This is a genomic window from Mesotoga infera (assembly GCA_011045915.1).
In the GTDB taxonomy this organism is placed as follows: Bacteria; Thermotogota; Thermotogae; order Petrotogales; family Kosmotogaceae; genus Mesotoga; species Mesotoga infera_D.
Map to the genome: position 1 here is coordinate 14568 of DSBT01000121.1, position 23656 is coordinate 38223.

At 45.4% G+C, this 23656-nt stretch carries 21 protein-coding genes; 7 read left to right on the forward strand and 14 right to left on the reverse strand.

What is annotated here, in order from left to right:
* Positions 1-59: 59 nt before the first annotated feature.
* From ENN47_04600 to ENN47_04615, 4 genes are read right to left on the reverse strand one after another with little or no spacing between them, the layout of a single operon-like run.
* On the reverse strand, positions 60-623 hold the full coding sequence (locus ENN47_04600; GenBank protein ID HDP77463.1) for a multidrug transporter: 564 nt from the start codon (positions 621-623) through the stop codon (positions 60-62).
* The gene (locus ENN47_04605) at positions 620-1381 is read right to left on the reverse strand and encodes an ABC transporter ATP-binding protein (protein HDP77464.1); all 762 of its coding nucleotides are present in this window, start codon (positions 1379-1381) and stop codon (positions 620-622) included. Before ENN47_04605 ends, ENN47_04600 begins: the two co-directional genes overlap by 4 nt.
* Positions 1378-2730 (reverse strand): replicative DNA helicase, encoded by a 1353-nt coding sequence (gene dnaB / locus ENN47_04610; GenBank protein ID HDP77465.1) that lies wholly within the window; start codon positions 2728-2730, stop codon positions 1378-1380. The genes ENN47_04605 and dnaB overlap by 4 nt, the downstream gene beginning before the upstream one ends.
* A gap of 10 nt (positions 2731-2740) precedes the next feature.
* Positions 2741-3862 carry an alanyl-tRNA editing protein gene (locus ENN47_04615; GenBank protein HDP77466.1) on the reverse strand — a complete coding sequence of 374 codons (1122 nt, stop codon included), beginning with the start codon at positions 3860-3862 and terminating at the stop codon, positions 2741-2743.
* Positions 3863-3975: 113 nt separating this feature from the next.
* Here ENN47_04615 and ENN47_04620 point away from each other — a divergent pair, with 113 nt between their 5' ends.
* The 5 genes from ENN47_04620 (at position 3976) to ENN47_04640 (ending at position 10628) form a co-directional block, all read left to right on the forward strand.
* On the forward strand, positions 3976-5013 hold the full coding sequence (locus ENN47_04620; GenBank protein ID HDP77467.1) for an ABC transporter ATP-binding protein: 1038 nt from the start codon (positions 3976-3978) through the stop codon (positions 5011-5013).
* Complete coding sequence (locus ENN47_04625; protein ID HDP77468.1) at positions 5010-6182, forward strand: ATP-binding cassette domain-containing protein; 1173 nt, start codon at positions 5010-5012, stop codon at positions 6180-6182. The genes ENN47_04620 and ENN47_04625 overlap by 4 nt, the downstream gene beginning before the upstream one ends.
* Entirely contained in the window at positions 6179-7903 is a 1725-nt protein-coding gene (locus ENN47_04630; protein HDP77469.1) for an ABC transporter substrate-binding protein, read from the forward strand. The genes ENN47_04625 and ENN47_04630 overlap by 4 nt, the downstream gene beginning before the upstream one ends.
* Positions 7904-7984: 81 nt before the next feature.
* On the forward strand, positions 7985-8956 hold the full coding sequence (locus ENN47_04635; protein ID HDP77470.1) for an ABC transporter permease: 972 nt from the start codon (positions 7985-7987) through the stop codon (positions 8954-8956).
* A gap of 10 nt (positions 8957-8966) precedes the next feature.
* Positions 8967-10628: an ABC transporter permease gene (locus tag ENN47_04640; protein ID HDP77471.1), complete on the forward strand. Its 1662-nt coding sequence runs from the start codon at positions 8967-8969 to the stop codon at positions 10626-10628.
* A 711-nt stretch (positions 10629-11339) separates the two neighbouring features.
* On the opposite strand, the gene ENN47_04645 is transcribed toward ENN47_04640, so the two are convergent.
* The 5 genes from ENN47_04645 to secG form a co-directional block, all read right to left on the reverse strand.
* Positions 11340-11768 (reverse strand): hypothetical protein, encoded by a 429-nt coding sequence (locus ENN47_04645; GenBank protein ID HDP77472.1) that lies wholly within the window; start codon positions 11766-11768, stop codon positions 11340-11342.
* 54 nt (positions 11769-11822) lie between these two features.
* On the reverse strand, positions 11823-13070 hold the full coding sequence (locus ENN47_04650) for a hypothetical protein (protein ID HDP77473.1): 1248 nt from the start codon (positions 13068-13070) through the stop codon (positions 11823-11825).
* Positions 13071-13186: 116 nt separating this feature from the next.
* Positions 13187-14875 carry an S-layer protein gene (locus tag ENN47_04655; GenBank protein HDP77474.1) on the reverse strand — a complete coding sequence of 563 codons (1689 nt, stop codon included), beginning with the start codon at positions 14873-14875 and terminating at the stop codon, positions 13187-13189.
* An 88-nt stretch (positions 14876-14963) separates the two neighbouring features.
* Entirely contained in the window at positions 14964-16157 is a 1194-nt protein-coding gene (locus tag ENN47_04660; GenBank protein HDP77475.1) for a tyrosine--tRNA ligase, read from the reverse strand.
* Between the two features lie 13 nt (positions 16158-16170).
* Positions 16171-16422 (reverse strand): preprotein translocase subunit SecG, encoded by a 252-nt coding sequence (secG, locus tag ENN47_04665; protein HDP77476.1) that lies wholly within the window; start codon positions 16420-16422, stop codon positions 16171-16173.
* Between the two features lie 96 nt (positions 16423-16518).
* Here secG and ENN47_04670 point away from each other — a divergent pair, with 96 nt between their 5' ends.
* Positions 16519-18219: a hypothetical protein gene (locus tag ENN47_04670; GenBank protein ID HDP77477.1), complete on the forward strand. Its 1701-nt coding sequence runs from the start codon at positions 16519-16521 to the stop codon at positions 18217-18219.
* Positions 18219-18488 (forward strand): chromosome segregation protein SMC, encoded by a 270-nt coding sequence (locus ENN47_04675; GenBank protein ID HDP77478.1) that lies wholly within the window; start codon positions 18219-18221, stop codon positions 18486-18488. Before ENN47_04670 ends, ENN47_04675 begins: the two co-directional genes overlap by 1 nt.
* 73 nt (positions 18489-18561) lie before the next feature.
* Here ENN47_04675 and ENN47_04680 read toward each other — a convergent pair whose 3' ends face one another.
* From ENN47_04680 to sufC, 5 genes are read right to left on the reverse strand one after another with little or no spacing between them, the layout of a single operon-like run.
* Complete coding sequence (locus ENN47_04680) at positions 18562-18981, reverse strand: SUF system NifU family Fe-S cluster assembly protein (GenBank protein HDP77479.1); 420 nt, start codon at positions 18979-18981, stop codon at positions 18562-18564.
* The gene (locus tag ENN47_04685) at positions 18978-20204 is read right to left on the reverse strand and encodes an aminotransferase class V-fold PLP-dependent enzyme (GenBank protein HDP77480.1); all 1227 of its coding nucleotides are present in this window, start codon (positions 20202-20204) and stop codon (positions 18978-18980) included. Before ENN47_04685 ends, ENN47_04680 begins: the two co-directional genes overlap by 4 nt.
* Before the next feature lie 3 nt (positions 20205-20207).
* Positions 20208-21377, reverse strand: a complete 1170-nt coding sequence (locus ENN47_04690) for a SufD family Fe-S cluster assembly protein (protein HDP77481.1) — start codon at positions 21375-21377, stop codon at positions 20208-20210.
* A 10-nt stretch (positions 21378-21387) separates the two neighbouring features.
* Positions 21388-22782, reverse strand: coding sequence for a Fe-S cluster assembly protein SufB (gene sufB, locus ENN47_04695; protein ID HDP77482.1), 1395 nt, complete (start codon positions 22780-22782; stop codon positions 21388-21390).
* Between the two features lie 2 nt (positions 22783-22784).
* Complete coding sequence (gene sufC, locus ENN47_04700) at positions 22785-23537, reverse strand: Fe-S cluster assembly ATPase SufC (protein ID HDP77483.1); 753 nt, start codon at positions 23535-23537, stop codon at positions 22785-22787.
* Positions 23538-23656: the final 119 nt, after the last annotated feature.

Consider the following 23656-nt stretch of genomic DNA (forward strand, 5'->3'; position numbering starts at 1 on the left):
TAATGATTTTACTACCGAAAAGATCAACTATAGTTAAGGCTATGTTTTTGATCGTAATACTAATCCTTTCTGTCGAATCGATGCCTGAGTCTAAACAGCCACAAAGAAAGAACACCGACAAGCAGAAAGGCAAACAAATCGCCCGATGCAATTTCGAACAGCCAGAAAGAAGGAAGGTAAATGTTTGCAAAAAATGGAAGAGTGAAGGCCGTCGGGAACAGCCAGCCCGAAAGAAGCATAGCGCCAGCAAGTGAGACAGCAATTAGTCTCTCCCGGAGCTCTCTTATTTTCCTAAATACCAGGAAAGAAATCGAAGCAATTGAAGCAATAAGAGCATAGGAGGAGATAATTCCAAGCGCTGACTGCAAGTTCCTGTTCTGATCGGCCAGAATCACAGTTGCCAAAATCAGAGTACACGGCTTCTTCAAAATTCCTCTAACGATTCTGGACAAAGCGTACGTAGATTCGATCTTTCTTTCGAACTGCGGTCTATATACTATGACTCCCAGCAAGATTGTGAAGAGCAGCAAGCCCTTTGATAGAGAGGGACCCCAGAAAAACAAGACGGAAACCGCCAGAAAGCCAATGAGAACCTCCTGAAGGAGGATCATCACTCTCTTCACGTTCCCTCCTGTAAGCTCTTAACCAAAGCCTCTATGCTGCTGTCGCCCGTAATATCAAGAAAAAGCTCTTCAAGAGTGGATTCAACACTTCCAAAATCCTCTCTCAGGGCTGAAAGTGTCCCCTCGGCAATGAGCCTTCCTCTATCAATGATTCCTATCCTGTCACACATCTTCTCGGCAACCTCAAGCACGTGAGTTGTCACGAAAACGGTCGTTCCCCTATCGGCCATGTTTCTCAACCAGGCCTTTAATTTGCCCGCACTTGACGCATCAAGACCCACAGTGGGTTCATCGAGAAAGATAACGGCTGGCTCTCTCATAAGGGCAATGGCAACCATCAGCTTCTGTTTCATTCCGTGCGAATAATCGCCTATGTATTTTCCGAGGTAGTCGATCTTGAAGGCATCGGCAATGTCCATAAGCTTCGACATAGTCTCTTTTGGAGGAAGACGGTAAATGTCAATTATGAATTTGACAAACTCGACGCCTTTCAAGTTGTCATACATCTTAGGTTCATCAGGAACAACAGAGATCAACCTCTTTATTTCCATTTTGTTTCTCTCAATATCCAATCCGGCTATTTTGATCTTTCCTGAACTCGGAGCAATTACCCCGGTGAGCATCTTAATGGTCGTTGTCTTTCCAGCTCCATTAGGTCCTAGAAAACCGTAGATCTCACCGGAGGGAATGTTTAGATTAAGCCGGTCAACAGCGCGGAGGTTTCCGAAACTCCTGGTCAAATTCAGAGCTTCGATCATCGATTTGCCTCGAACGCTTTATCATAGAATGTGGCCGTCTTCGGGTGAAACATCAGCTCGATAGTCCCGACGGGACCATTTCTCTGTTTTCCAATTATTACCTTCGTAACTTGCGGCGAATCACTTACCTCGCTTTTATCTTTGTAGTAGTCTTCTCTATAAAGAAACATCACGGTGTCAGCATCCTGTTCTATGGCGCCGGATTCTCTGAGATCGCTCAAGCGGGGCATCTTGTCCTCTCTTTGCTCCACAGCCCTCGAAAGCTGAGAAAGAGCTACTACAGTAATATTCAACTCTCTAGCAAGCAGTTTCATAGATCTAGAAATCTCCGAAATCTCCTGCTGCCGATTATCAGATCTGCCCTTTGTATGCATCAGCTGTAAATAATCTACAAAGAGAACCTGAACATTGTGCTCCATCTTTATCCTTCTTGCCTTGGCTCTAAGTGATCTAGGGTCCAGCGAAGGTTCATCGTCGATTATGATAGGGGCCGTTTGCAGGGTGCTGGCTCCATTTGTCAAGCGTTTCCACTCTTCATTACCGATATCTCCCGCCCTGAGCCGCGATAGCTCGAAGTTTGTCACATTGCACAAAAGTCGTTGAGCAAGCTGTTCTTTAGACATTTCCAGACAGAAGACTGCCACAGGCAACTGGAATTTCAAAGCCATGTTGCTTGCCATACTTAACGCAAAAGCAGTCTTTCCCATAGACGGTCGAGCGGCAACAATGACAAGATCGGAGGGTCGAAACCCAGTAGTAACTTCGTCAAGCCGTCTGTAACCACTGGCAATACCGGTAATCCTTCCAGTAACGGCGTTTTCCTTCAGTCTTTCCAGATTATGGAAAAGCTCGTGCATTATTTTTCCAATATGCTGGTAAGTCTTCGAAATCTGCGCCTCCGTGATCTGGAATATCGCTTTCTCAGCACTATCTAAAATGTCGTCGGTCTCTTCACCTTCGTAAGCGTTTTCGACAATAGAGCTAGCTGCCGAAATGAGGGAGCGCAGAAGTGACTTTTCCTTCACAGTCTTACCATAGTAGAAGAAGTTGGCTGAAGTGGGAACGACATCGGCAAGTTTTGCAAGTTCTACCTCGCCTCCGACTTCTTCAAGGGCTCCACCGGTTCTCAGCCTTTCAGTAATCGAAACTATGTCTACTGGACTTCCTTCATCAAAAAGCTTCTCCATAACGGAAAACACAAGCTGGTTCTTTCGGGAGTAGAAGTCTCTACTAGTGAGAAGCTCCATTACGTCGGGAACAACATCTGGATCTATAAGGATGCTCCCTATTACTGCTTCTTCCGATTCAATACTATTGGGAGGTACTCTTGCCTTCAAAATGCTCACCAACTTCTCTGAATTATCCAAAGCTCTTCAGAATCAGTTCCTTTATTACCGAATAATCACCTTCGAAAACAAACTGTCCCCTTTCTCTTCCAGAGCCGCCTTTTACATCAAACTCTTCTTTTACTCTGTTTAGAACTTCTTTGCAGTCCGTTCCTTTACCATATAGAAGGATTTTGTCTCTTGCCTTACCAACAATGAGATACCTTTCTAACGCAACAAATCTTGGAACAGCTGCCAGGACGCTCTCTTCATCCTCAAGAAACGTCACTTTAGACTTAGATTCATCTATCTCTTTGGCAATATAAATTGCTAATCTTTCGGAAAGATTCTTGACTGCCGAATTGCCCTTTTTAGCTTCATAGAGAAGCGATTCCACTCGATTCGGCAAATCCGAGTAGCTACATGTCAAGGAGAGGGCCGACTCAGTGATTAGATCATGCTTCGCAATATAGTCTCTTACGGCTCTATCACCTGCCACGAAATAGATTCTGGTCAACTCCCCCTTTACCTTCTCACGTTTCAAGATCTTCAGCAGCCTTATTCGCCCGGTGCTTTCAACATGAAGACCTGAACAAGCATTCAAATCTACTCCATCTATTTCGACAAGTGTTATCTCTCTCCCACTCTCCGCGATCTCGCGTTTGACTTCTTTTCTAAGGTCCAATCTCTCAAGCTCAGGTTTCTTCGCGATGAATCTTCTTACCTGAAGATTATCACTGATAAGTTCATTGCAGGTCCTCTCGACATTATCGATCATATCATCCTTGAGGATTCCAAGAGAAAGATCGATTGTAGTGTGTTCTTCCCCCATCTGAAACCCAACGGTTTCGGCATCCAGTTCTCGAAGAAATACTGCCGATAACAGGTGCTGCGCAGTGTGCTGCTGCGAGATGTCCCGTCTCCTCGTCTCATCGATCTTGATTTCCACCGATTCACCTCTATCCTTATCTATTATTCCATCTACTTTGATAAGAATCTCATTATTCGACTCACTTACTGACAAGATATCCAGTCCGTCAACTTTTCCACGATCTCCAATTTGTCCTGCTTCTCCATCAACATACACATTACCGTAACATATCTTGATGTAGGTAGTACCTTCTCCAAACCATATTTCCCTTACTGCTTCTAACATACATCGCCCCCGGCCACTTGATATTATGTGCAAATATATGTAATAATTATACAGTAAGCGTTTACTTAACTCCGTGGGTGATAATTCGAAAAAATGAATATGAGGTGATTTGGTTGCAGGAAAGGCCAATCCTTTCGGTAAAAAACCTCTCTACTCACTTCAATATGGCCGAGGGAGTTGTTAAGGCCGTTCAAGATGTCTCTTTCGATCTTTATCGAGATGAGGTCTTGGGAATAGTTGGAGAGACCGGTTCTGGTAAGAGTGTAACTGTGAAAACAGTTGCCGGGATGGTTGATAACCCAGGCTTCATTGCTGGTGGCGAGATTCTCTTTTTAACCGACGAATTCAGTAAGGGCGGTGAAAAGGATTATATTGACTTGGCAAAACTTCCGAAAGATAGTTTCTCCAGAGTCAGGGGAAAACACATAGGAATGATCTTTCAGGACCCAATGACTTCGCTTGACCCGATGTACACGGTTGGTAATCAGATGATAGAGACCATTGTCCATCACAAGAAAGTTACCGAAGAGGAAGCAAGAGAACGATCAATAAAGCTTCTCGAACAGGTGGGAATTCCTAAGCCTTCCGAACGTATCGATGATTATCCCTTTCAACTGTCCGGGGGACAGCGCCAGAGGGTAGTAATAGCGATAGCGCTGTCGTGCGATCCTGAAATCCTGGTTGCCGATGAGCCTTCAACAGCTCTAGACGTGACAGTTCAAGCTCAGATTTTAGAACTGATGAAGGATCTTCAGGAACAATTCAACAGCAGCATGATTTTCATCACGCACGATCTGGCTGTTATTGCCGAAATAGCTACGAAAATCAGTGTTATGTATGGAAGTTATCAAATGGAGATGGCCGACTCTCTCGAAATCTTTGACAGTCCGATGAATCCATACACATTTGCGCTACTCGAATGCATACCAAGACTCGATATAAAACAAGATCAACTCCTTCCTATTCCTGGCCAGCCGCCAGTAATGTTGAATCCACCCGTGCTATGCCCATTCCTTCCAAGGTGCTCAAGAGCAACAGACAAATGCTACAAAGAGATGCCACAGCTTGAGCAAATGAAGGATAATCATTTCGTCAGATGCTGGAATCCAATCACTAACAAAGTACTGCTGGTCAAGGAGGCTCAAGAATGAAGCTTCTTGAAATTAGAAATCTGAAGAAGTACTTCCCGATCAAGCAAGGCTTCCTTATAGAGAGAGTCGTGGGTTTTGTCAAAGCCGTTGACGATGTATCCTTCTCAGTTGACAGGGGCAAGACCATAGGAATCGTCGGAGAGTCGGGATGTGGAAAGACAACAATCGGCAAATCGATTATTCGTCTACATGAAGTGACTGATGGAGAGATGCTCATTGATGAAGAAGATACCACTTTCTACTTCATGAAGAAGCGAAGGGCAAAACAGTATTTGAAAGAGAAGTATTTCGATACGGATAAATTTAATAACGGTGGCGGAGTTGATTTTGAACCTTTCGAAAAGAAGATGTACGAGATCTACAATAGGGTCAATAAGGACTCTTCCAAGGCAATCGATGTTCTATTTGATAAGTCAGATCACAAGAAGAAGCTTCTCAGGAAAAAGGCACAGATAGTATTTCAGGACCCAATGTCCTCTCTGAATCCAAGGATGACAGTTGGGCAGATGTTAACTGAACCGCTTCTTTTTCACAAACTTGCCAAAGACCTTGACGAAGCAGTTGAAATGGTGAAGGAACTGCTTGTACAAGTCGGTCTTAAGCCATATCACGTGGATAGATATCCGCACCAGTTCAGCGGTGGTCAGAGGCAGAGAATAGCCGTTGCAAGGGCTATCAGTGTAAACCCCGATCTCATCGTTCTCGATGAGCCGACTTCTGCCTTAGACGTTTCCGTTCAAGCTCAGATAGTCAATCTCTTTGAAAAACTGCAGGAGCAGCTCAATGCAGGTTATGTTTTCATCTCTCATAACCTTTCTCTAGTAAGATTTATATCGCAAGACGTCTCTGTAATGTACCTTGGCAGGATCGTAGAACAGGGCAACAGCGAGTCGATTTTCAAAGATCCATTGCACCCTTACACTAAAGCGCTTCTTGCTGCGGCTCCAATACCCGATCCGAAGAAGAAGCGGAATCGCAAAGATCTTGTCGGCGGCCAGGTACCAAGTCCGATAAACAGACCGGCGGGCTGTTTCTTCAATCCAAGATGCAAGTACAGGATGGATATTTGTACCAAGGAATATCCGCCCATGTTCAAGGCGGATGAGAATCATTATGTTGCGTGCCATCTTTATTCCACATCTCATGAACAAGGAGGGGAAAGTAAATGAAGAAACTCTTAGTGCTTCTCGTAGTACTCATAGCTGCAGGATTACTCTTTGCAGCCCCAGAGTATCACGTAGAAGAGACATGGAACGGCGAGCCCGGAGGTACTTTCTATTACTGGGGCTTGGGAGATCCAAAGACATTTAACTATGACTGGGCACAGGAAACCAGTTCAACCGATCCTCTCGGATTCACGCTTGCAACTCTCATCGAAGCCGACGAGGGCGGTATGCCAACGCTCCCTGGTCTGGCAAAAGACTGGTGGTTCTCTGACGATGGACTGACCTTCTTCGTGCAAATAAGAGAAGGTATTCAATGGTCAGACGGAGCTCCATTCACTATCGATGACGTCTACTGGACGTTTGTCGATGTGTCATTCATTCCCGAGAACACGGCGAACGGAAACGGATCCTATCTCGATTCAAACGATCAGCTTCCAGTGGTCGAGATCGTCGATGACACAACGATCTCCTTCACCTGGACAGTGCCTCAGGTCACTGCTCTAAGACAGATTGGCTTCCGTCCGATAATGCCGAAGCACATTCTAGAAGAAGTCGTTGCCAACGGCACTTATCCGGAGTTTTGGACAATCGCAGACTTCGATAAGCTAGTCGGAATGGGACCTTTTGTTATTACCGATTACGTCGAAGGCGTCAGAATCGTTTTCGAGAGAAATCCATATTACTGGAAGGTCGATGGAAACGGCGTGCAGCTGCCCTATTTTGATAAGCTGAACTATGAACTCCTCGCAGACCAGAACACATCTCTTCTCAGATTTGAGGCTGGCGAAATCGATCTTTACGGACCTACCGCAGAGCAGTTCCCAAGACTTGCAGAAATGGCAGCGGAGAAGGGCTGGATAACTGGGGTAGGTGGACCGGCTCTCGGTTCTCAGTTCGTGACGTTCAACTTCAACACGACAGATCCGATCAAAAATGAATGGTTCAGAAACGATGGATTCAGAAGGGCTTTTGTCTATGCTATGGATAGAGACGCCATCATAGAGTCCCTCTACAATGGACTTGGTTCTCCTCTGTATGGGCCGGTATCTCCATCGAGCGGTTTCTACAACCCTGAAATCGAGCAGTTTGCCTACAAGTACTCAATTACCAGAGCAAGACTTGAGCTCAGGAGAGGCGGCTTCGATTGGCTTCCTGATGGAACCTGTGTCGATGCAAGTGGAAACCCGGTTGAGTTCGAACTCATAACCAATGCCGGAAACGTAGTCAGAGAGGCTATAAGCAACATAATCGTCGATGGGGCTGCCAAACTTGGAATAAAGGTAAATTTCAGACCTATCGATTTCAATACTGTAGTAGGAAAGCTTCTAGACGCTACTTACGAAGCTGTTGTTATTGGCCTTACAGGCAGTGTTGACCCCGGAACTGGCTGGAACGTGTACAGGCTTGACGGCGGTCTGCATTTCTGGAACTATCCTCCGGACTACAATCCTGATGACCACATAACGGAAGACATCTACATTCTTCCCGATTGGGAAAAGAGAGTAGACGAGATCTACAGACTCCAGACGTCTGCCGTTGTTGATCAGGACAGATATGACTTGTTTGCGGAATTCCAGATGCTGTTTGCCGAGTATCAGCCGGTAGTCTTCACAATGGCACAGAACTTCCTTTATGTCTACAAGAACAACATCAAAATGCCAGTCGAAAAACTAACACCTGCAACTGGCCTGCTCTTCCAGCTGGAAGGCTGGTGGAAAGAGTAACATCTTGATTTTCGACGCGGGAGGGCTTCCCTCCCGCTTTTGTATAATAAGAGTCTTAGAGAGTTTTGAGGAGGGAATAAGGTGCTGAAATATATAGTTAGGAGGCTGATTCTGGCAATTCCAGTTCTGCTCGGAGTCTCCATACTGGCCTTCATGATTATATCCGCTGCCCCTGGCGATTTTTTGGATGCTTATAGATTGAACCCTTCAATTTCAAAGGATCAGATAACGGTTCTTGAAAGTCAATTTGGGCTTGATCGAAATGTCTTCGTGCAGTATTTCAAGTGGTTGGGCAATGTTCTTACAGGCAACTTCGGATACTCTTTTAGTTACAGGATTCCGGTTTTTGAACTCGTTTGGAGAAGACTTGGAGCAACATTGTTACTAAGTATAAGCACATTGATTTTCACCTGGGGAATCGGCATTCCTCTCGGAATTTACTCGGCCCTTCATCAATACTCGCCAAGTGATCAGGCTTTTTCCTTCCTTGCGTTCATTGGAATTTCTATTCCTAATTTCTTTTTTGCTCTGCTCTGGCTCTTCATGGCCGCGAAAACGGGGTGGTTCCCAATTGGGGGGATAATCTCTCAAAACTTCAACGATATGAACGTCATAGGAAAGATCGGTGATTATCTCTGGCATGTGGTCGGACCTATGGTCACACTGGGAACTTCTGGACTGGCTGGGCTTATGAGACAGATGAGAGGCCAACTGCTTGACCAGTTGAGACAGGACTATGTTCTCTTCGCCAGGGCAAAGGGGATGCCAGAGAAAAATGTGATTTATAAACACGCCGTTCGAAATGCGATCAATCCTATTGTAACGATGTTTGGATATGCCCTTTCCGGCTTGCTCGGAGGCGCTGTTCTTACAGAGACGGTTTTTGGCTGGCCTGGAATGGGAAGACTTGTCATTGAAGCCTTGAATGCTCAGGACCTCTTCCTTGTCATGGCCACATTGCTCCTCTCTGCTGTCCTCCTGGTAATAGGCAATCTTCTGGCTGATCTTCTGCTCGCCTGGGTCGATCCCAGAATTCGGTATAGACTGAGCTGAGGGGTGTGACATGAAGAAGAAAACAATTATAGATAAAAATACATTGCAGAGTGCAGAAGTCAACAAAGAAGATCTCTTCGAAGTCAAGTACATGAGCCGATGGCAGCTTGTCTGGAGGGCACTTAGAAAGCATAAGCTCGGAATGGTTTCTCTCTGGATTCTGATAATCATGTACATAATCGCGCTGCTGGCGGATTTTCTTTCACCCAACAGTCCTTATGAACAGACACAGGGGCTTTCTTACGCTCCACCTTCGAGAGTACATTGGACTGACGAAGAGGGGAAGCTTACAGCACCCTACATTTACGCCTGGGTTATGGAGAGAGATCCAGAGACATACAGAACGACATTTGTTGAAGGCGTCTCTATAGGCTCAATTTCCGCCCTAGACAGATCGACAGGAGAGGAAATGCTTTTCAGAAAGGGCGAAGATGGAGTTATCGAAATATTTCTGACGATAAAAACCGTCAGATACGCTCTTGACGCGGAAGGCAACAGGGCCAATCTCGGTCAACCAGATTACTCGATCATCCAGAATATCAAATTGAATGAACTTGAGCTTTTCGAGAGGCAATTAGTTAGTGAGACTACAAATAGAACCACAATAGACTCCCTGAGTCCGAGCAGGTTCAGGGAACTTCAGAAGATCGGGCCACCGGTCAAAGTTGTAACTGAGCGATCCCTCCACAGGGTTTTTGCGCAGAAGGAAGATGAAATCAAGGATATTGTTCTGGAAGCGATCAGCATATATAATGAAGTGATCGACGCCGATGGCGGGGATGTTGAACTTGCAACTGAGTTCCTTGGAGAACTCGAAATCTCACCAAATTTGCTTGGTGTCATTATAGAGCCGGAAATAAGAGAATATGAAACTGTCAAGTATCCAGTGAAGTTCTTTGCGAAGTCCTGGGAGTACAAGCTTTTGTGGTTGTTCCCTACTAACATACATCTATTTGGTACGGATCAGCCATCCAAGCTTCTTTTGTTCGGCGCCGACAGATATGGAAGAGACGTCTTTTCGAGAATTCTGGCCGGCTCTAGAATCTCCATGAGTATCGGACTACTTGCTATCATGATCACCTTCTCTCTAGGTCTTTCAATTGGAGGTGCTGCAGGATACTTTGGAGGTATAACTGATGAAATTCTTATGAGGGTAACCGAGGTTCTGATGTCAATACCGAGTTTTTACCTGTTAATCTCGCTTAGAGCCGTTCTGCCGACGAGTATTCCCTCGCATATGACTTATCTCTTGATAGTTGTCATTCTAAGTTTTATAGGATGGCCGGGAATGTCGAGGGTTATCCGTGGAATGGTCCTGGGTCTCAAAGAGACAGAGTTTGTGCAGGCAGCAGTGGCAATGGGTTATCCGTCCACCCGTGTGATTCTAAGGCATATAATTCCGAACACTGCAACGTATATTATCGTTGCAGCAACGCTTTCAATCCCCGGATACATTCTCGGCGAAGCAGGGTTGAGTTTTCTGGGTCTCGGGATAACTGAGCCCTCGGCAAGTTGGGGGCTTATGCTGTCGCAGGCACAGAGTATTAAGGCAATGACTGAAGCCCCATGGCTTCTTATACCGGGTATCTTCATATTCATTGTAGTAATGGGATTTAACCTTCTTGGCGACGCACTGAGAGATGCTCTCGATCCCAGATCTCTAGGCTACTAAACCTAAGAAGCTAGTAGATTGAACCTATTGAGCGGGTCATCTGACCCGCTTCTATATTAAGTGAGCATTATCTTGCTAGTATTTTCTACCCAGAAGAGAAAATGACAGGAAGATCCTGGCGCCGAAAGATAAGTTCAAGAGTTATCGTATCTGTTCTGACTTCTGGTTTTTGGTTGTCCCTACACCATCTTGCAACCTTGCAGCTGAACGCCGGAAAGACTGCAGAGAAGTCCGGGGTGAAGGAACCTTCACTAACTTGCAGGCTTGTAGCCGAACATATTCACTACCGTCTCAAGTCCTCCTGTATTGTCAAGAAAAAAAGATGACTTGCGGGGCAGCATTAAAGGCAAAGGGAGTAGGCAGAGCAATTGACAGGATCGAAACTGCAAGTGACAAAACACTCCAAATGCTGCTGTCGAACAACTCATACTAGTATGCAGCTATACTTCCCCCGCTTAAGGGGCCATCTCTCTTCAATGAACGATGCCGGATCTACTGGTTCATCACGACTAAGGCTACTCTCAGATGTTTCTCAAATGCGATTATCACGAACAACGGTCCGAGAACTTCCAATACCTCCCTGCAAGACAGGGCCGCAGCAACATTCTTTAATATAGATTACAGGAGAGGCTTCAGCAATGGCCTATGTGCATACGCTCTGTCATGGTGAGCCCTATTGAATAGTAAATCAAGTTACAGGGAGTGCCCGGTCTAATCTTTTTCTTTGTCTCCTGACACCATTATCATAAGCACAATCAGAGCGGCCATGACGAAGACAATTATCCCCGGCAGCAAATACCCGATGATCGTAAACATCATCGAAGATGGTATATAGTCTCTCAAAGGAATTAGCCACCAGGTGAAACCGCCTGCAAGACTTTCTCGAATATAGAGAACTAGAGTACCGGCAAGCAATAGTTCTTCAAATATTGGAAGAGCAATCCTCTTTGCCAGTGCACAATATTGAAGGAAGAATCCGGTTATGAACAACGCAATGGGGAATAGAAAGTCCATAATCTCCATATCGATACTCTTTCCTTCAAGCAAGGAGTTTACAACCTCTCCCCCGCCAAACAGAAGTGCTATTACCACCGCAATGATCATTAAGAGATTACCCAGAAATATATATATTCCCCTCATTCTCTCACCTCAAAAAAAACCGGCCCAAGTGGGCCGGCTCATATACTAACTGAATCAGAATGTCTTGGAGAAGTAAAGTCCAACTGACCAGTCAACTGCGGGGAGAATATCAACGTTTGCCGTGAAAGTAATGAGATCAAGAACTGGGAAGCTCAGGTTCACGTTGAGCGCAGATGCTGAGTCCTTGATGTAGTATCCGCCACTGGCGCCGATTGTCGGCTTGAATCCGCCCATCTCGAGTGACAAACCAGCTTCTGCATAAGCAGATATGTTTGTCCAGTCGGCAAGAACATCAGTGAGAATTTCATATCCAAAACCTGACTGGTATACATCATCCTTTGTTCTGAAATCGCCTGAACCGACGAAGACGTCGAGACTGACAGGACCTGCTGCCCAACCGAGAGACTTAACCAGGAAGCCCAGCTCCATTGTCTGTGCCGGCGTTGCGAAGTCGTAGTTATACACAAACTTGACTCCCGCATAGCCGATTCCATCTTTGGAAATGACGGGCTGTATCCATGCACCAAGAGCATTTGCAGCGATGTCGTATTCCACGTTTGCATCAATAGCTAGAACACCTATTGCATATCCAACGTTTAGACCGACCCACTGACCAAGAGTATCGGAGTATCTAGCATATGGGTTCAGAGTCAGAAGACCGACATCAAGAACGTAATCGACATCGACTACGTAATTGAAGACTGGAGTTCCCGTAAGGTCGCTTGCACTGACGCCGCCCTTAATCGTTAGGCCACTGAAAGGTACCAGAGCTGCCTCAAGGATTATATCGCCGCTCCACTTAAGTGCATTTAGGCCGGTCTGCGCAGAGAAGGAGAAAATATCCCATGCTCCTCTAAGAGCTATCCTATCGCTTGCACCCAACAGGTCAAGTTCCTGAGTGGCAACCTGAAGACCAAGTTCCTTTAGATTCAGAACGAAAGTGGTTCCCTTTGTCATGCCATAATAAGAGAACCAGTTAAGACCGTAACCGAGGTCATCCGCAAAAGACTTTGCCTCGTACCAGCTGGCGGCGGCCTTGTCGTTCTCGACCGTGAAAGAGTTGAGAGTTACTGCTCCTCCAGCAAGGTCGATGTCTAAACTAAAGGTCAGACCATCGACATCTGCAGACGCTCCGAAACCGATTCCCTCAAGAGTGAAGCCCAGATCTGTGTCCAGACCGTCCTTATCGAGTTCTACATGCCCCCACAGTGTTCCTGTCAAGTAGGGATTCAGAGTTACTGTAGCAGAGAAAGCAACCGAGATGGCCAGAAGTACCACTAAGATTCCAACAAGCTTCTTCATGCACACTTACCCCCTTTATAAGAGTGTTTTTGGTTTTTGGTGATGCGCATAACGTAAATATACCACATTTCATGTAACAAAAGCAAACACATGCGTTGCTAAGTTGCATAGAGAGATCATTTCAGGATTAACCCTACCGCTCCAAATGCAAGTGCCACAAAAGAAAGAATAATCGCTGCATTTGTATTGATAACGTTTTGCTTCTGTGTCTCTTCCAGAGCCGATATCTTGCTTTCCAAGGCCACGTCGTTCTCTTCAAGCGCAGAGATCCTCGTTTCTGCAGCTGCAAGAGCAGTTTTGTCAGCCTTGTTTCTGTCGAGCTTGAACATCTGAATGGCCATTGTGTTGGTAATGCTCTTCAGGCTGTCGACTTCTTCCTCGAGAACTCCAACCTTACCCTCAAGAGTGCCCGTTCTACCTTCGAGGGAGGCAATCAGATCGGCATGATCATCAAGAACTGCGATGTTTGCATCGATCTGATCGAATGCAACTTCCAGCATTTCGTAATTGCCAGCTACTTCATCCTTCACCAGGCTAACTTCGTCAGCCAGAATATTGATCTCTGCTTTCAACTTCTCTTCTGTCAGCCCAAGCTTCTTGTAAAGGAAATTCATTTTGGCAGCAAGCTGATCGGGAGTCACATAATTCAGCTCGGAGATTCTCTGATTAGCAGCAATTAAAGCGTTGCTCAACATCTTGGATAGTACTTCAAGATCAGTGACTCTGCCTTTCAGAGTATCTACGTCACCGGTCGAAGCCTTTGTTGAAAGCTCAGTCTTCAATTCAGAAAGCTGGTTGTCCAGAGAATCAAGTCTCGCAATATTCAGGTCAACTTGATCAAAGAGAACTTCCATGGTCTCGTCGATACCAAACAGCGCTACTTCAATCTCTTCAATTTCAGTGTCGTAATACTTGACTTCGGGCATCTTGGCAATGCTGTCCTGAATCATGAGGATCCTGGTGTACATAAGAGAAAGCTTGTCGTTTAACTCCTCATTGGTCACATAAGGCTCAAGATCAGGCATTTCACCAGACAGTTTGGACTCAAGATCGGCTAGATCAGCCTTAGTGACCATTCCTCTCCTAAGTGTGAAAAGATCAGCAGTCAAGCTGTTTATAACATTCTCAGTAACATCGAGTCTCGAACCAAGCGCTGCAACCACATCATTCTGTTCGTTCTCATCTTTCTTGAGGTTGGCAATGGCCTGTCCAAGAAGTTTCACAGTTACTTCAAGATCGGTTGCCCTGTTCTTTAGAGATTCGATGTCCGAGGGAACTCCACTCAGCGAGCTTAACTTCTCGTTAATGAGCACAATTCCGTCATTTGCGCTTACCGCTTCCGCGGAGAGTCTGTCGATCTCATCGTAAAGGAATGCGATTGCGTCATCGAAGGTTTTCAACGACACATAGTCCCCGGTCATTCCACTTTGCTTCAGAGATGCGACCGTTGCTTCAAGAGCCCTCAGTTCCGCCGTTAAATCAACCAAATTCTTCTTGTTGTCAGAGATCTCCAAGGAAAGTCCTGCGACTTTCTTAGTGAGTGAAAAGACTACTTCTTGGAGCTTAGCATCCCCGGCATCAGAATAATCCATAAACCTGGCAAGAGTCATAGCCAGCTGGTAACGAGTAACATCTTCACTACCTCTGAATGTGCCATCGGGGAAACCAATGAACAATCCACCGGCTGTCGTCTTAATAACGCTATCGTAGGCCCAGTGATACTCTGACAAATCGCTGTACTCGACACCCAACGTCAGGCTCGCGAAGGTAACAACGACTAGCGCCAGTATAGAAAGCTTCTTCATGGATCCTACCCCCTTTCAAAATGTTGTCATTTTCTTCGCAGACTACGAGTTTATTATACAGTAAAAATACGTCTATATTCAAGAGTATTCAGCACTTAACAAGGCGATAGAAACGCTTTTTTCCGATTCTCAGAACATCTCCATCGGAAACATCTACAACGGAATGAATATCGTCGAGAACTTCGTCGTTTACTCTCACTCCGCCCTGATCTATCAATCTTCTTGCTTCACTTCTTGATGAAATATTAGCATGAGAAACGAGAAGATCGACAATTGAAATACTCTCTGCGGAAAGTTTTATTTCCGGCATCTCTTCTGGAAGCTCTTTATTTCGGAATATGTTTACAAATTCTCTTTCAGCATTCAGCGCCGTCTCTCTCCCATAGAACTGCGATGTGATCTCAATTCCAAGTGCCAATTTTATATCTCGCGGATTCACTGCCTTATTCAGAAGTTCTTTGTCATATTCCGCAAGTTCGGCATCGCTCTTATCGGTAAGCAGTCTGAAATACTTCATCATCAAAGAATCGGGAATGGACATGACCTTTCCAAACATATCCCTCGGAGAGTCCTCAAAAGCTATGTAGTTGTCGTAACTCTTCGACATTTTGAGTCTACCGTCAGTGCCTTCAATGAGAGGAACGGTGAGAATCGCCTGAGCCTCGAGTCCGTATTCCTCTTGAATCTTTCTACCGACGACGAGATTGAAGAACTGATCGTCGCCGCCAATTTCCACATCTGCCTTAACCACTACGGAATCGTAAGCCTGAGCGAGAGGGTAAAGAAACTCAGATACCCCTATCGGCTCGTTTTCTGAGTATCTCCTTGCGAAGTCATGTCTCTCCAGCATTCTTGCGACAGTGTACTTTGAAGAGAGCCGTATTACATCTTCAAAACTCATAGCATCCAGCCATTCGGAATTAAAACGGATTTCAGTGAGATCTCTGTTTAAAATTTTGAAAGCCTGATTACTATAGGACTCGGCATTTGCTTTGGCCTCCTCCCTGGAAAGCATAGGTCTAGTCTTTGATCTCCCTGACGGATCACCAATTCTGGCAGTGAAATCACCGATAATCAGTACGACTTGATGACCAAACTCTTGGAAGAGTCGGAGTTTCCTCAATACAACGGCATGACCCAAATGAAGATCAGGTCTGGACGGATCCACACCAAGCTTAACCCTTAACGAGCGTTTTTTCTTGAGTTTCTCAAGAAGCTCTTCCTCTGAGATCAGCGAAACATGATTCTTTGAAAGCTCCTTTAGCTGTTCCTCAGGCCCCACCAAATCTACCACCTTAAGCGCCAAATGCTCTGGAAATCACAAATGCAATAAGAATGCTGTTCACCATGAATCCAATAGCAAGACCTAACGTGATCTTTCCCATGGTATCCAGCCCTTTCTTTCGTCCAAACATGGTATGAGAAGCACCGCCTCCAAAAGCTCCACCAAGCTCGGCTGATTTCGACATCTGGAGCATTACAGCAATTCCAAGCCCTACACTTATTGCAATGTGCAGAGAAATAAGTACGTAAGCAAGAACAACCATCAAAAAATACCTCCTGTATCTTCTATCGCTCTTCTGGTATTATACAATATGTGCGGGTTTGTAGCAAATGAGAAGCAGAAGGTAGTTGGTGATTCTTTGAAAGACAAGACGGTCCTGGTTTATCTTCCATTGAAACCGGAAATGGCGAAGGCTAATAATCTTCCAGTGAAGCTGCCTGTACTGGTTGAAGACATGAAGTACATAACAGACAGGGACAGGATAGATCTCGATGTAATCATTAGGGGCCTCGAAGCCCAGAGCAGAATCGAGCGAAATGACTACTACGAATCGTACCTTCTTTACTATTACTTCGAAGCCTTTAAGAGAGCATTAAACTCAGGCAATCATGAAGAAGCGCGACAGTTTCTCGAGAAGGCAGCCAGAGTTCGGAAGGATTACAGATATCACTTCTATCTGGGGCTGTTATTGAGAGAGGAAGAGAAAGTCGAGCTGTCGGAGATTGAGCTTAAGAAATCGGTTGAGATGAACGAAGAGTTCTACATTGGGTACTACGAACTTGGAAGACTTCTACAGATTCAGGAGGATTACGACGATGCAGTTTCCTCATACATGAAGTCTATTGAGAAGTCTGGAGGTCAGTTTCCACTTCCTCTAGTCGCCGCGATTGACTGCTTCATTTCCAAGGGTGAGTATGGAACGGCTCTGGAGATCATTGAAAGAGTGAAGAAGGGATTTCCTCTTCTCACTGATGTGCTCCTGAGAAAGGGTGTTATACTCAATGAACTCCAGAAGTACTCTCTTGCAGAAGAAGCCTTCACCGATTGCATAGGGCTCGAGAATGACTGGAAAAGCTTCTATAATCGCGCCTATTCGAGGGCAAGGCAGGGAAAGTTGTACGCAGCACTTGAAGACTTGAGAACTGCTTATGACCTAAGTAGGAATACGGAAATTCTATACGAAATGGCGATCGCAGAGAAGAACATGGGAATGCTTGAAGATTCCCTTTCTCACTGCGAAAGCTATTACAGCGATACAAAGGACGAGAAGGCTCTCGTATTGAGGGCCAGAATTCTTGACATGTTGGGCGAGTACGACGCTGCTATAGAGACTCTTGATGATACATTGCTCGAGCTAAGAAACACGATTCTGCTGCACAAGTCTCTGACAGAGGGTAAGGTTGTAAGCAATCTCAGCTTTCAGGATGCGATCAATGAGTCTTTCTACAATTATCTGATGGAGAAATATCCGGATTTGCAGTTACTTGAACCCGATTTCCTTGAATCGGGGGTAATCGATGTTGAGAATCTAATGGATCTTCTCTCGGATGCGCATGATGAAAACACTATCCGAAGAGTCTCCGGCTTCTATGAAGGAATGATTCCACGAGAAACAAAGGAAATTACGTTGTCCCAGGTAGGTCTCTTTGCCGAGATGGTTTCTCAGCTAGTTCTCTTCCCTTCTCAGCAAGATTACCTTTCTTACCTCATGGCTTTCATAGTTTCAGGTAACGGAAGGGCCACAGCAATATTCAGAACACTGATTTATCTTCTGAGATGGTCCCTCTCAGGATTTCCTTTCAGGATAGAGTTGTTTGTCGACGAATATCTCGAGGAACTGAAGGATCTTGATTTCGATTTCGCATTGAAAATCGCAAAACTGATTGAGTACGGTGGGACCGACATTGATACACTTCAAGAGGAGATTCGTGCTGATCCCGAAGACGTCACGCTGGCAATCATAAATGCGCTGGATAAGGGAACGATCAGTGAGTTGAAGACCCGAGACGAATCGCTTGACAAGTACATAATCAGACTTTCTGGAATAGGAGGAAAATAATGGACAATATTGACGAATTGCTGAAGAGGTTCTTCAGTGCACTTGAACAGCATACTGACGATGGAATCGATGAAGAGGCGATCGCCCAAATACTTCATAAAGAGTTTGACGGTTCAGAGAGAGAAACGCTGATTACCGTACTTGATTCCTTATTCGGAGAGGTTACGAAAATGGCAGAGAATCCGAAAGACTACTTCTTCAGTAATGAACAAGAGAAACTCGACAAATATCTGGAGGAAAAGGACAGAAAAGTTGATTCTACAGACTAAATAGGTGTATAATCAACCTGTAGGGTTACTTCAGCGCAGAGTATAGCCGGTGTTATGCACCGGTCTTTTTTTGCTAATTCGAAACCAGAGCCTTCGCAACTGTTTTCCACGGAAGGATTGCGCACTTCGCTCTCATCGGATGTTCCTTCAATCCCTCAAAAAAGGCAGCATCGCCAATTTTTGATCCATCATACTCCTCACCACGTATCATTTTCTCAAAGTTCTCAATTGTCGCTGCGGCTTCTTCAAGAGACTTGCCTTCAAGAATCTCTGTCATGACTGACGCAGATGCCTGACTTATCGCGCAGCCTTCACCCTCAAATGCCATAGCAGTGACAACTCCTCTTACAATAATAAGATAAAGAGTAATCGAATCTCCACAAGAAGTGTTCGACCCCTCGACAGTGTGAGTGGAGCCCTCCAGACGTCCTCGATGGGTATTGTTCTTGAAGTGATACATTATGAAGTCGGAATATAGTTGCTCGAAGTTCATAAGAACCAACTCTCTGCCTTTCTAATCCCTTCTATAAGTCTTTCCACATCTTCAACCGTATTATAAAAGTAGAACGACGCTCGACAAGCCGAATTAATGCCAAATGCCTCCATCTGAAGTTGGGCACAATGATGACCGCTCCTGATCGCGACTCCCTGAGTTCTTCCCAGGAATTCGGCCAGATCATGAGAGTGTATTTTCTTGTGAGAAAACAGCAAGATCGCATGACTACCTGTAGGACTGTAAACAGTAACATCGGAGATCTTCTTTAACATCTCTCTAGCGGTTTCTGTAAGATGTGAAACGTAATCATGTATCGCGGACATACCGATCTTGTTGAGGTATCTGCAGGCCGCTGCAAGTGAAACGGCTCCGGAAATGTTCTGTGTTCCGCCTTCCAATCTCGAAACTCCCTCCTTTGCGTAGCTTGAAGTCTCAACACTTACCCTGTCTACCATACCGCCTCCGAATGCAAGTGGCGTGAGATCATCGAGGAGCTCTGACCTGCCAACAAGGCAGCCAATTCCAGTTTCTGCAAGCATTTTGTGCCCGGAGAAGATCAGAAAATCCGCGTTGACCTTCTTGAAATCAAAGCTCTCATGCGGAACCAGTTGAGCTCCGTCAATCACTGTCAAACCGCCAAGAGAGTGGACAAGCTCATTCAAGGCTTCAAAAGGAGTTCTGTAGCCTGTGGCATTGATCAGTCCCCCCAAAGAAAAGACAAACGGCGACTCTATCCCAGTTAGGCTCTCTGCAACTTCTCTCATGGTCAACTCCGCTCCCATTATTGGCAAAGCAACGAACTTGATTCCATTCTTCAGACTGTGATATTGCCACGGAAGGAAGTTACTGTGGTGTTCGAACGTTGGGACCACAAAAGTCTTGTACAGACCGGAAGTAGCCAATGCATTTGCAACAATGTTCAGACTCTCCGTGGAGCCCTTTGTGAAAACTAATTCATCTCTTGCTGCTCCGATGAACCTGGCAACCTCGCATCGACTTGATTCATAAAGAGCTGTCGACTTCTCCGCAAGTGGATAAACGGCTCTATGCACATTCGCGTTTTCACGCTCATAAAACCTATTGACCGCATCAATAACACTTTGAGGCTTTTGAGAGGTCGCTGCATTATCCAGATAGGCTAGTGAGGGATGATGTCTAAAGACCGGGAAGTCCTTTCTTACTTCCTTAATGCTAAAATCGCATGTCTCTTTCAAACTCATCTCTCACCACCTCCGAGTGGTCCGGAAGATCTCATCGATTTCTCTTAAGGTCGGCTCAAAAGCGCCTCGAACGATAATGCTCATCGACTGGTCTCTAGTAAGTCCTCTAGACATAAGATAGAAGAGCTTCTGCCCGTCAACGGATCCCACGGTTGCTGCATGGGAAGCGTCGACTTGATTCTCTCCAACAAGAAGTGAAGGTATTGTGTCAGCCCTTGCTGACTCGGAGAGCATCAGGACGTTGCTGTGCTCGCTTCCCTTCGCTCCTTTCGCTCCTCTCTTAATGTCGATCGTCCCTCTGAAGACGCTCCTGCCGTTGTCAAGGAGCACACCAGATCCCGAGATTCTTCCATCCGATTCAATTGCCCTGTGTCTGACAACATATTGCATATCAAGGACCGTATCGCCTCGCGCAACGAAAAGAGGCTCGAGAGACGCAAGAGCTTTCTCTCCTTCCAGAAGAGCCATGTGAAAAGACGCAGTTGATGTGTTGCCGCAATTTATCTCAAATACCCTGAGCCTAGCGTTTTTCTCTAGAAGATACAGGTTGTTGATGAACCCATGTCCTCTTTCAATCATCCTGTTCAATATCAAAAGCTCCAAAGACGCGCCTTCTTTTATTAGGAACCTGTTGTTCTGAAGAAGCCAGTTTCCCAGACGTTTGCTATCGACTACTACTTTCAAACTCGAATTCTCTCCCAAGACAAACATATTGTTCAAAATTCTTGAATCACGGTTAAATGCGACCGAGTAAGGGTTGTCCAGTGATTTGTTCGGAGGTATAGAAATCATTGATCCTTCGCTAAAGAATATATCTCCTTGAAGAAGAATCTTTCTGTCAAGACCTTCGAAATCCAGCCTATCGAGCAGCTCTACATCATCGCTGTTCATCGAAATCAGCGACCTGACATAAGGATCTGAGCAAGACAAGCTACGCCTGGGAGAGATTTCCGGCAATTTCATTCCGGCTAGCTTCAATCTCTTCCATGAGGGGAAGGCCAGTGTTCTATACTCTGAATACCTGTTACTCATGAAAGCCGACATTGCAGGAGAAGCTGCCTCAGACGAAATCAGAAAATCCCGGTTGTCGTAGTCCTTAATTGACAGTTCCTCTCTTCTAGGTGGTTTAACCATCTCGTAGTTTTCGTGAACGAAGTCCGTTGTCATTTCCATTATTTCCACCTCATCCTATGCTGCTCTCCATTTCCATATCTATCAGTCTATTCAGCTCAACTGCATATTCAACTGGCAGCAGACGAGAAACAGGTTCCATGAACCCTCTTACTATCATCGTTTTGGCTTCCGCTTCGCTTAAACCGCGGCTCATGAGATAGAAGATCTCGTCTTCTCCAAGTCTTCCAATTCTAGCCTCATGCCCTACTTCGGCTGCGTCATTCATCACTTGGATTATCGGAACAGTATCAGCCCTTGACTCATTATCGATCATTAGAGCCGTACACTGAACCGATGACCTTGAGTTCATTGCTCTTGGAGAGATGTCCAAAAGACCTCGATAAAAGGCCCAGCCTCCACCAGCGCTGATGCTTCTGACATCCACCAGTGAACTTGTGTCCGGGGCCAGGTGAAGCACCTTTGATCCTGTATCCATATGCTGACCGGGGCCGGCATACGTAATTCCGAGGTGCTCAGCTCTGGCTCTTCTGCCTCTTAGAACAGATGCGGGATAGAGCATGGTCTTCATGCTTCCCAGAGAACCAGATATCCATTCTATCGTTCCACCTTCCTCGACAACTGCCCTCTTGGTATTCAAGTTGTATGTGTTCTTAGACCAGTTCTGAATCGTAGAGTACCTGACCTTGGCATCCTTCAGAACAAAGATTTCTACCATCCCGACATGAAGATTGAGATCGTTGAATCTCGGAGCAGAACAGCCTTCTATGAACTGAAGATCGGAACCTTCATCTGCAATGATCAACGTGTGCTCAAATTGACCGCTGCTTTCCACGTTCATTCTAAAATATGCCTGAAGAGGAAGCGGGACTTTGACTCCTTTGGGTACATAAACGAATGAACCGCCACTCCAGACGGCTCCATGCAGTGCCGCAAATCTATGATCGGTCGGAGGAACAGCCTTCATGAAGAATCTTTTTACCAGTTCAGGGTATTTTTTGACAGCCGTCTCCATATCGAGGAAGACAATACCTAGCTCTTCGAGCTCTTTCCTTATGTTTTGATACACAATTTCCGAATCAAATTGAGCGCCGACTCCAGCAAGAGATTTCCTCTCCGCCTCGGGAATGCCAAGCCTATCAAAAGTCTCTCTAATCTCCTGTGGAACATCGTCCCAGGACCTCTGCCTTTCAGAATCCGGATCCAGATAAGATATTATTCTGCTCAGATCGAGACTCTCTGTGCTTACTCCGAACCCAGGTTTATTTGAGAGATTGAAAGCCTTGAAAGACTCAAACCGCTTCTGAAGCATCCATTCGGGTTCACTCTTCCTTTTCGACATTTCGATTATCTGGCTCTCCCCGAATCCCCTTTCACTCATGAAACGGTACTTAGTATCTGAAAGAAAGTCAAACTTTGAACTGTCAAGGAAAACCTCTTCTCGCATGATCAGGCCCCCTTTAGTGAGCCAAAGATCCCTTCATAACCATTCTCTTCGACTTCTCCGGCAAGCTCCTTCCCTCCGCTCACTGGAATCGATCCATCGATCAAGACGTGCACATGGTCGGGCTCAACATACTCTAGAAGCCTCTGATAGTGTGTGATCAGCAATACCGAGTTTTCTGAATTTCTGAACCCGTTTATTGACAACGCTATGCTTTTCATAGCGTCAACATCCAGTCCGGAGTCTATTTCGTCAAGAATCGCAAACTTTGGTTTCATGAAATTCATCTGAACAATCTCGGCCTTCTTCTTCTCTCCTCCGGAAAAGCCAACGTTCAGATATCTGTCTATCAGTTCACTTTCTAGACCAAGTTCAACAGATAGTCTGTCAATTTCCTTGCTCATCTTCAGCAGTGGCTCTCGGCTGCCCGTGCTTTGAGAGACTGATAAAAGAAAGCTCCTGAATCTGATACCCGGAATTTCCTGAGGATGCTGAAAGGTCATAAACATTCCCATTCTGGCTCTCTCATCTACAGTTAATCTAGATAAATTCTTATTCATGAATTTCACAGTACCACTAGTGATTTTGTATTTGGGGTTTCCCATCAATACGTTAGCAAGCGTGGATTTTCCACTGCCGTTAGGTCCCATGATAACGTGTAGCTCTCCGTTTCCTATTGTGAGGTTCAAACCTTTCAATATTTCTACGTTATCTTCCGCCAATACTACACGCAAGTTCTTTACTTCGAGAAGAGTCATTTAAATCCCTCCAAACCCGGTACTTATTATCCGAATTATAACATAATCCCGACAATTATTACCGCTAATCATCGCCAATAAGCAGGATTCCGTTTCAAGGATATATAATTGGAGAAATT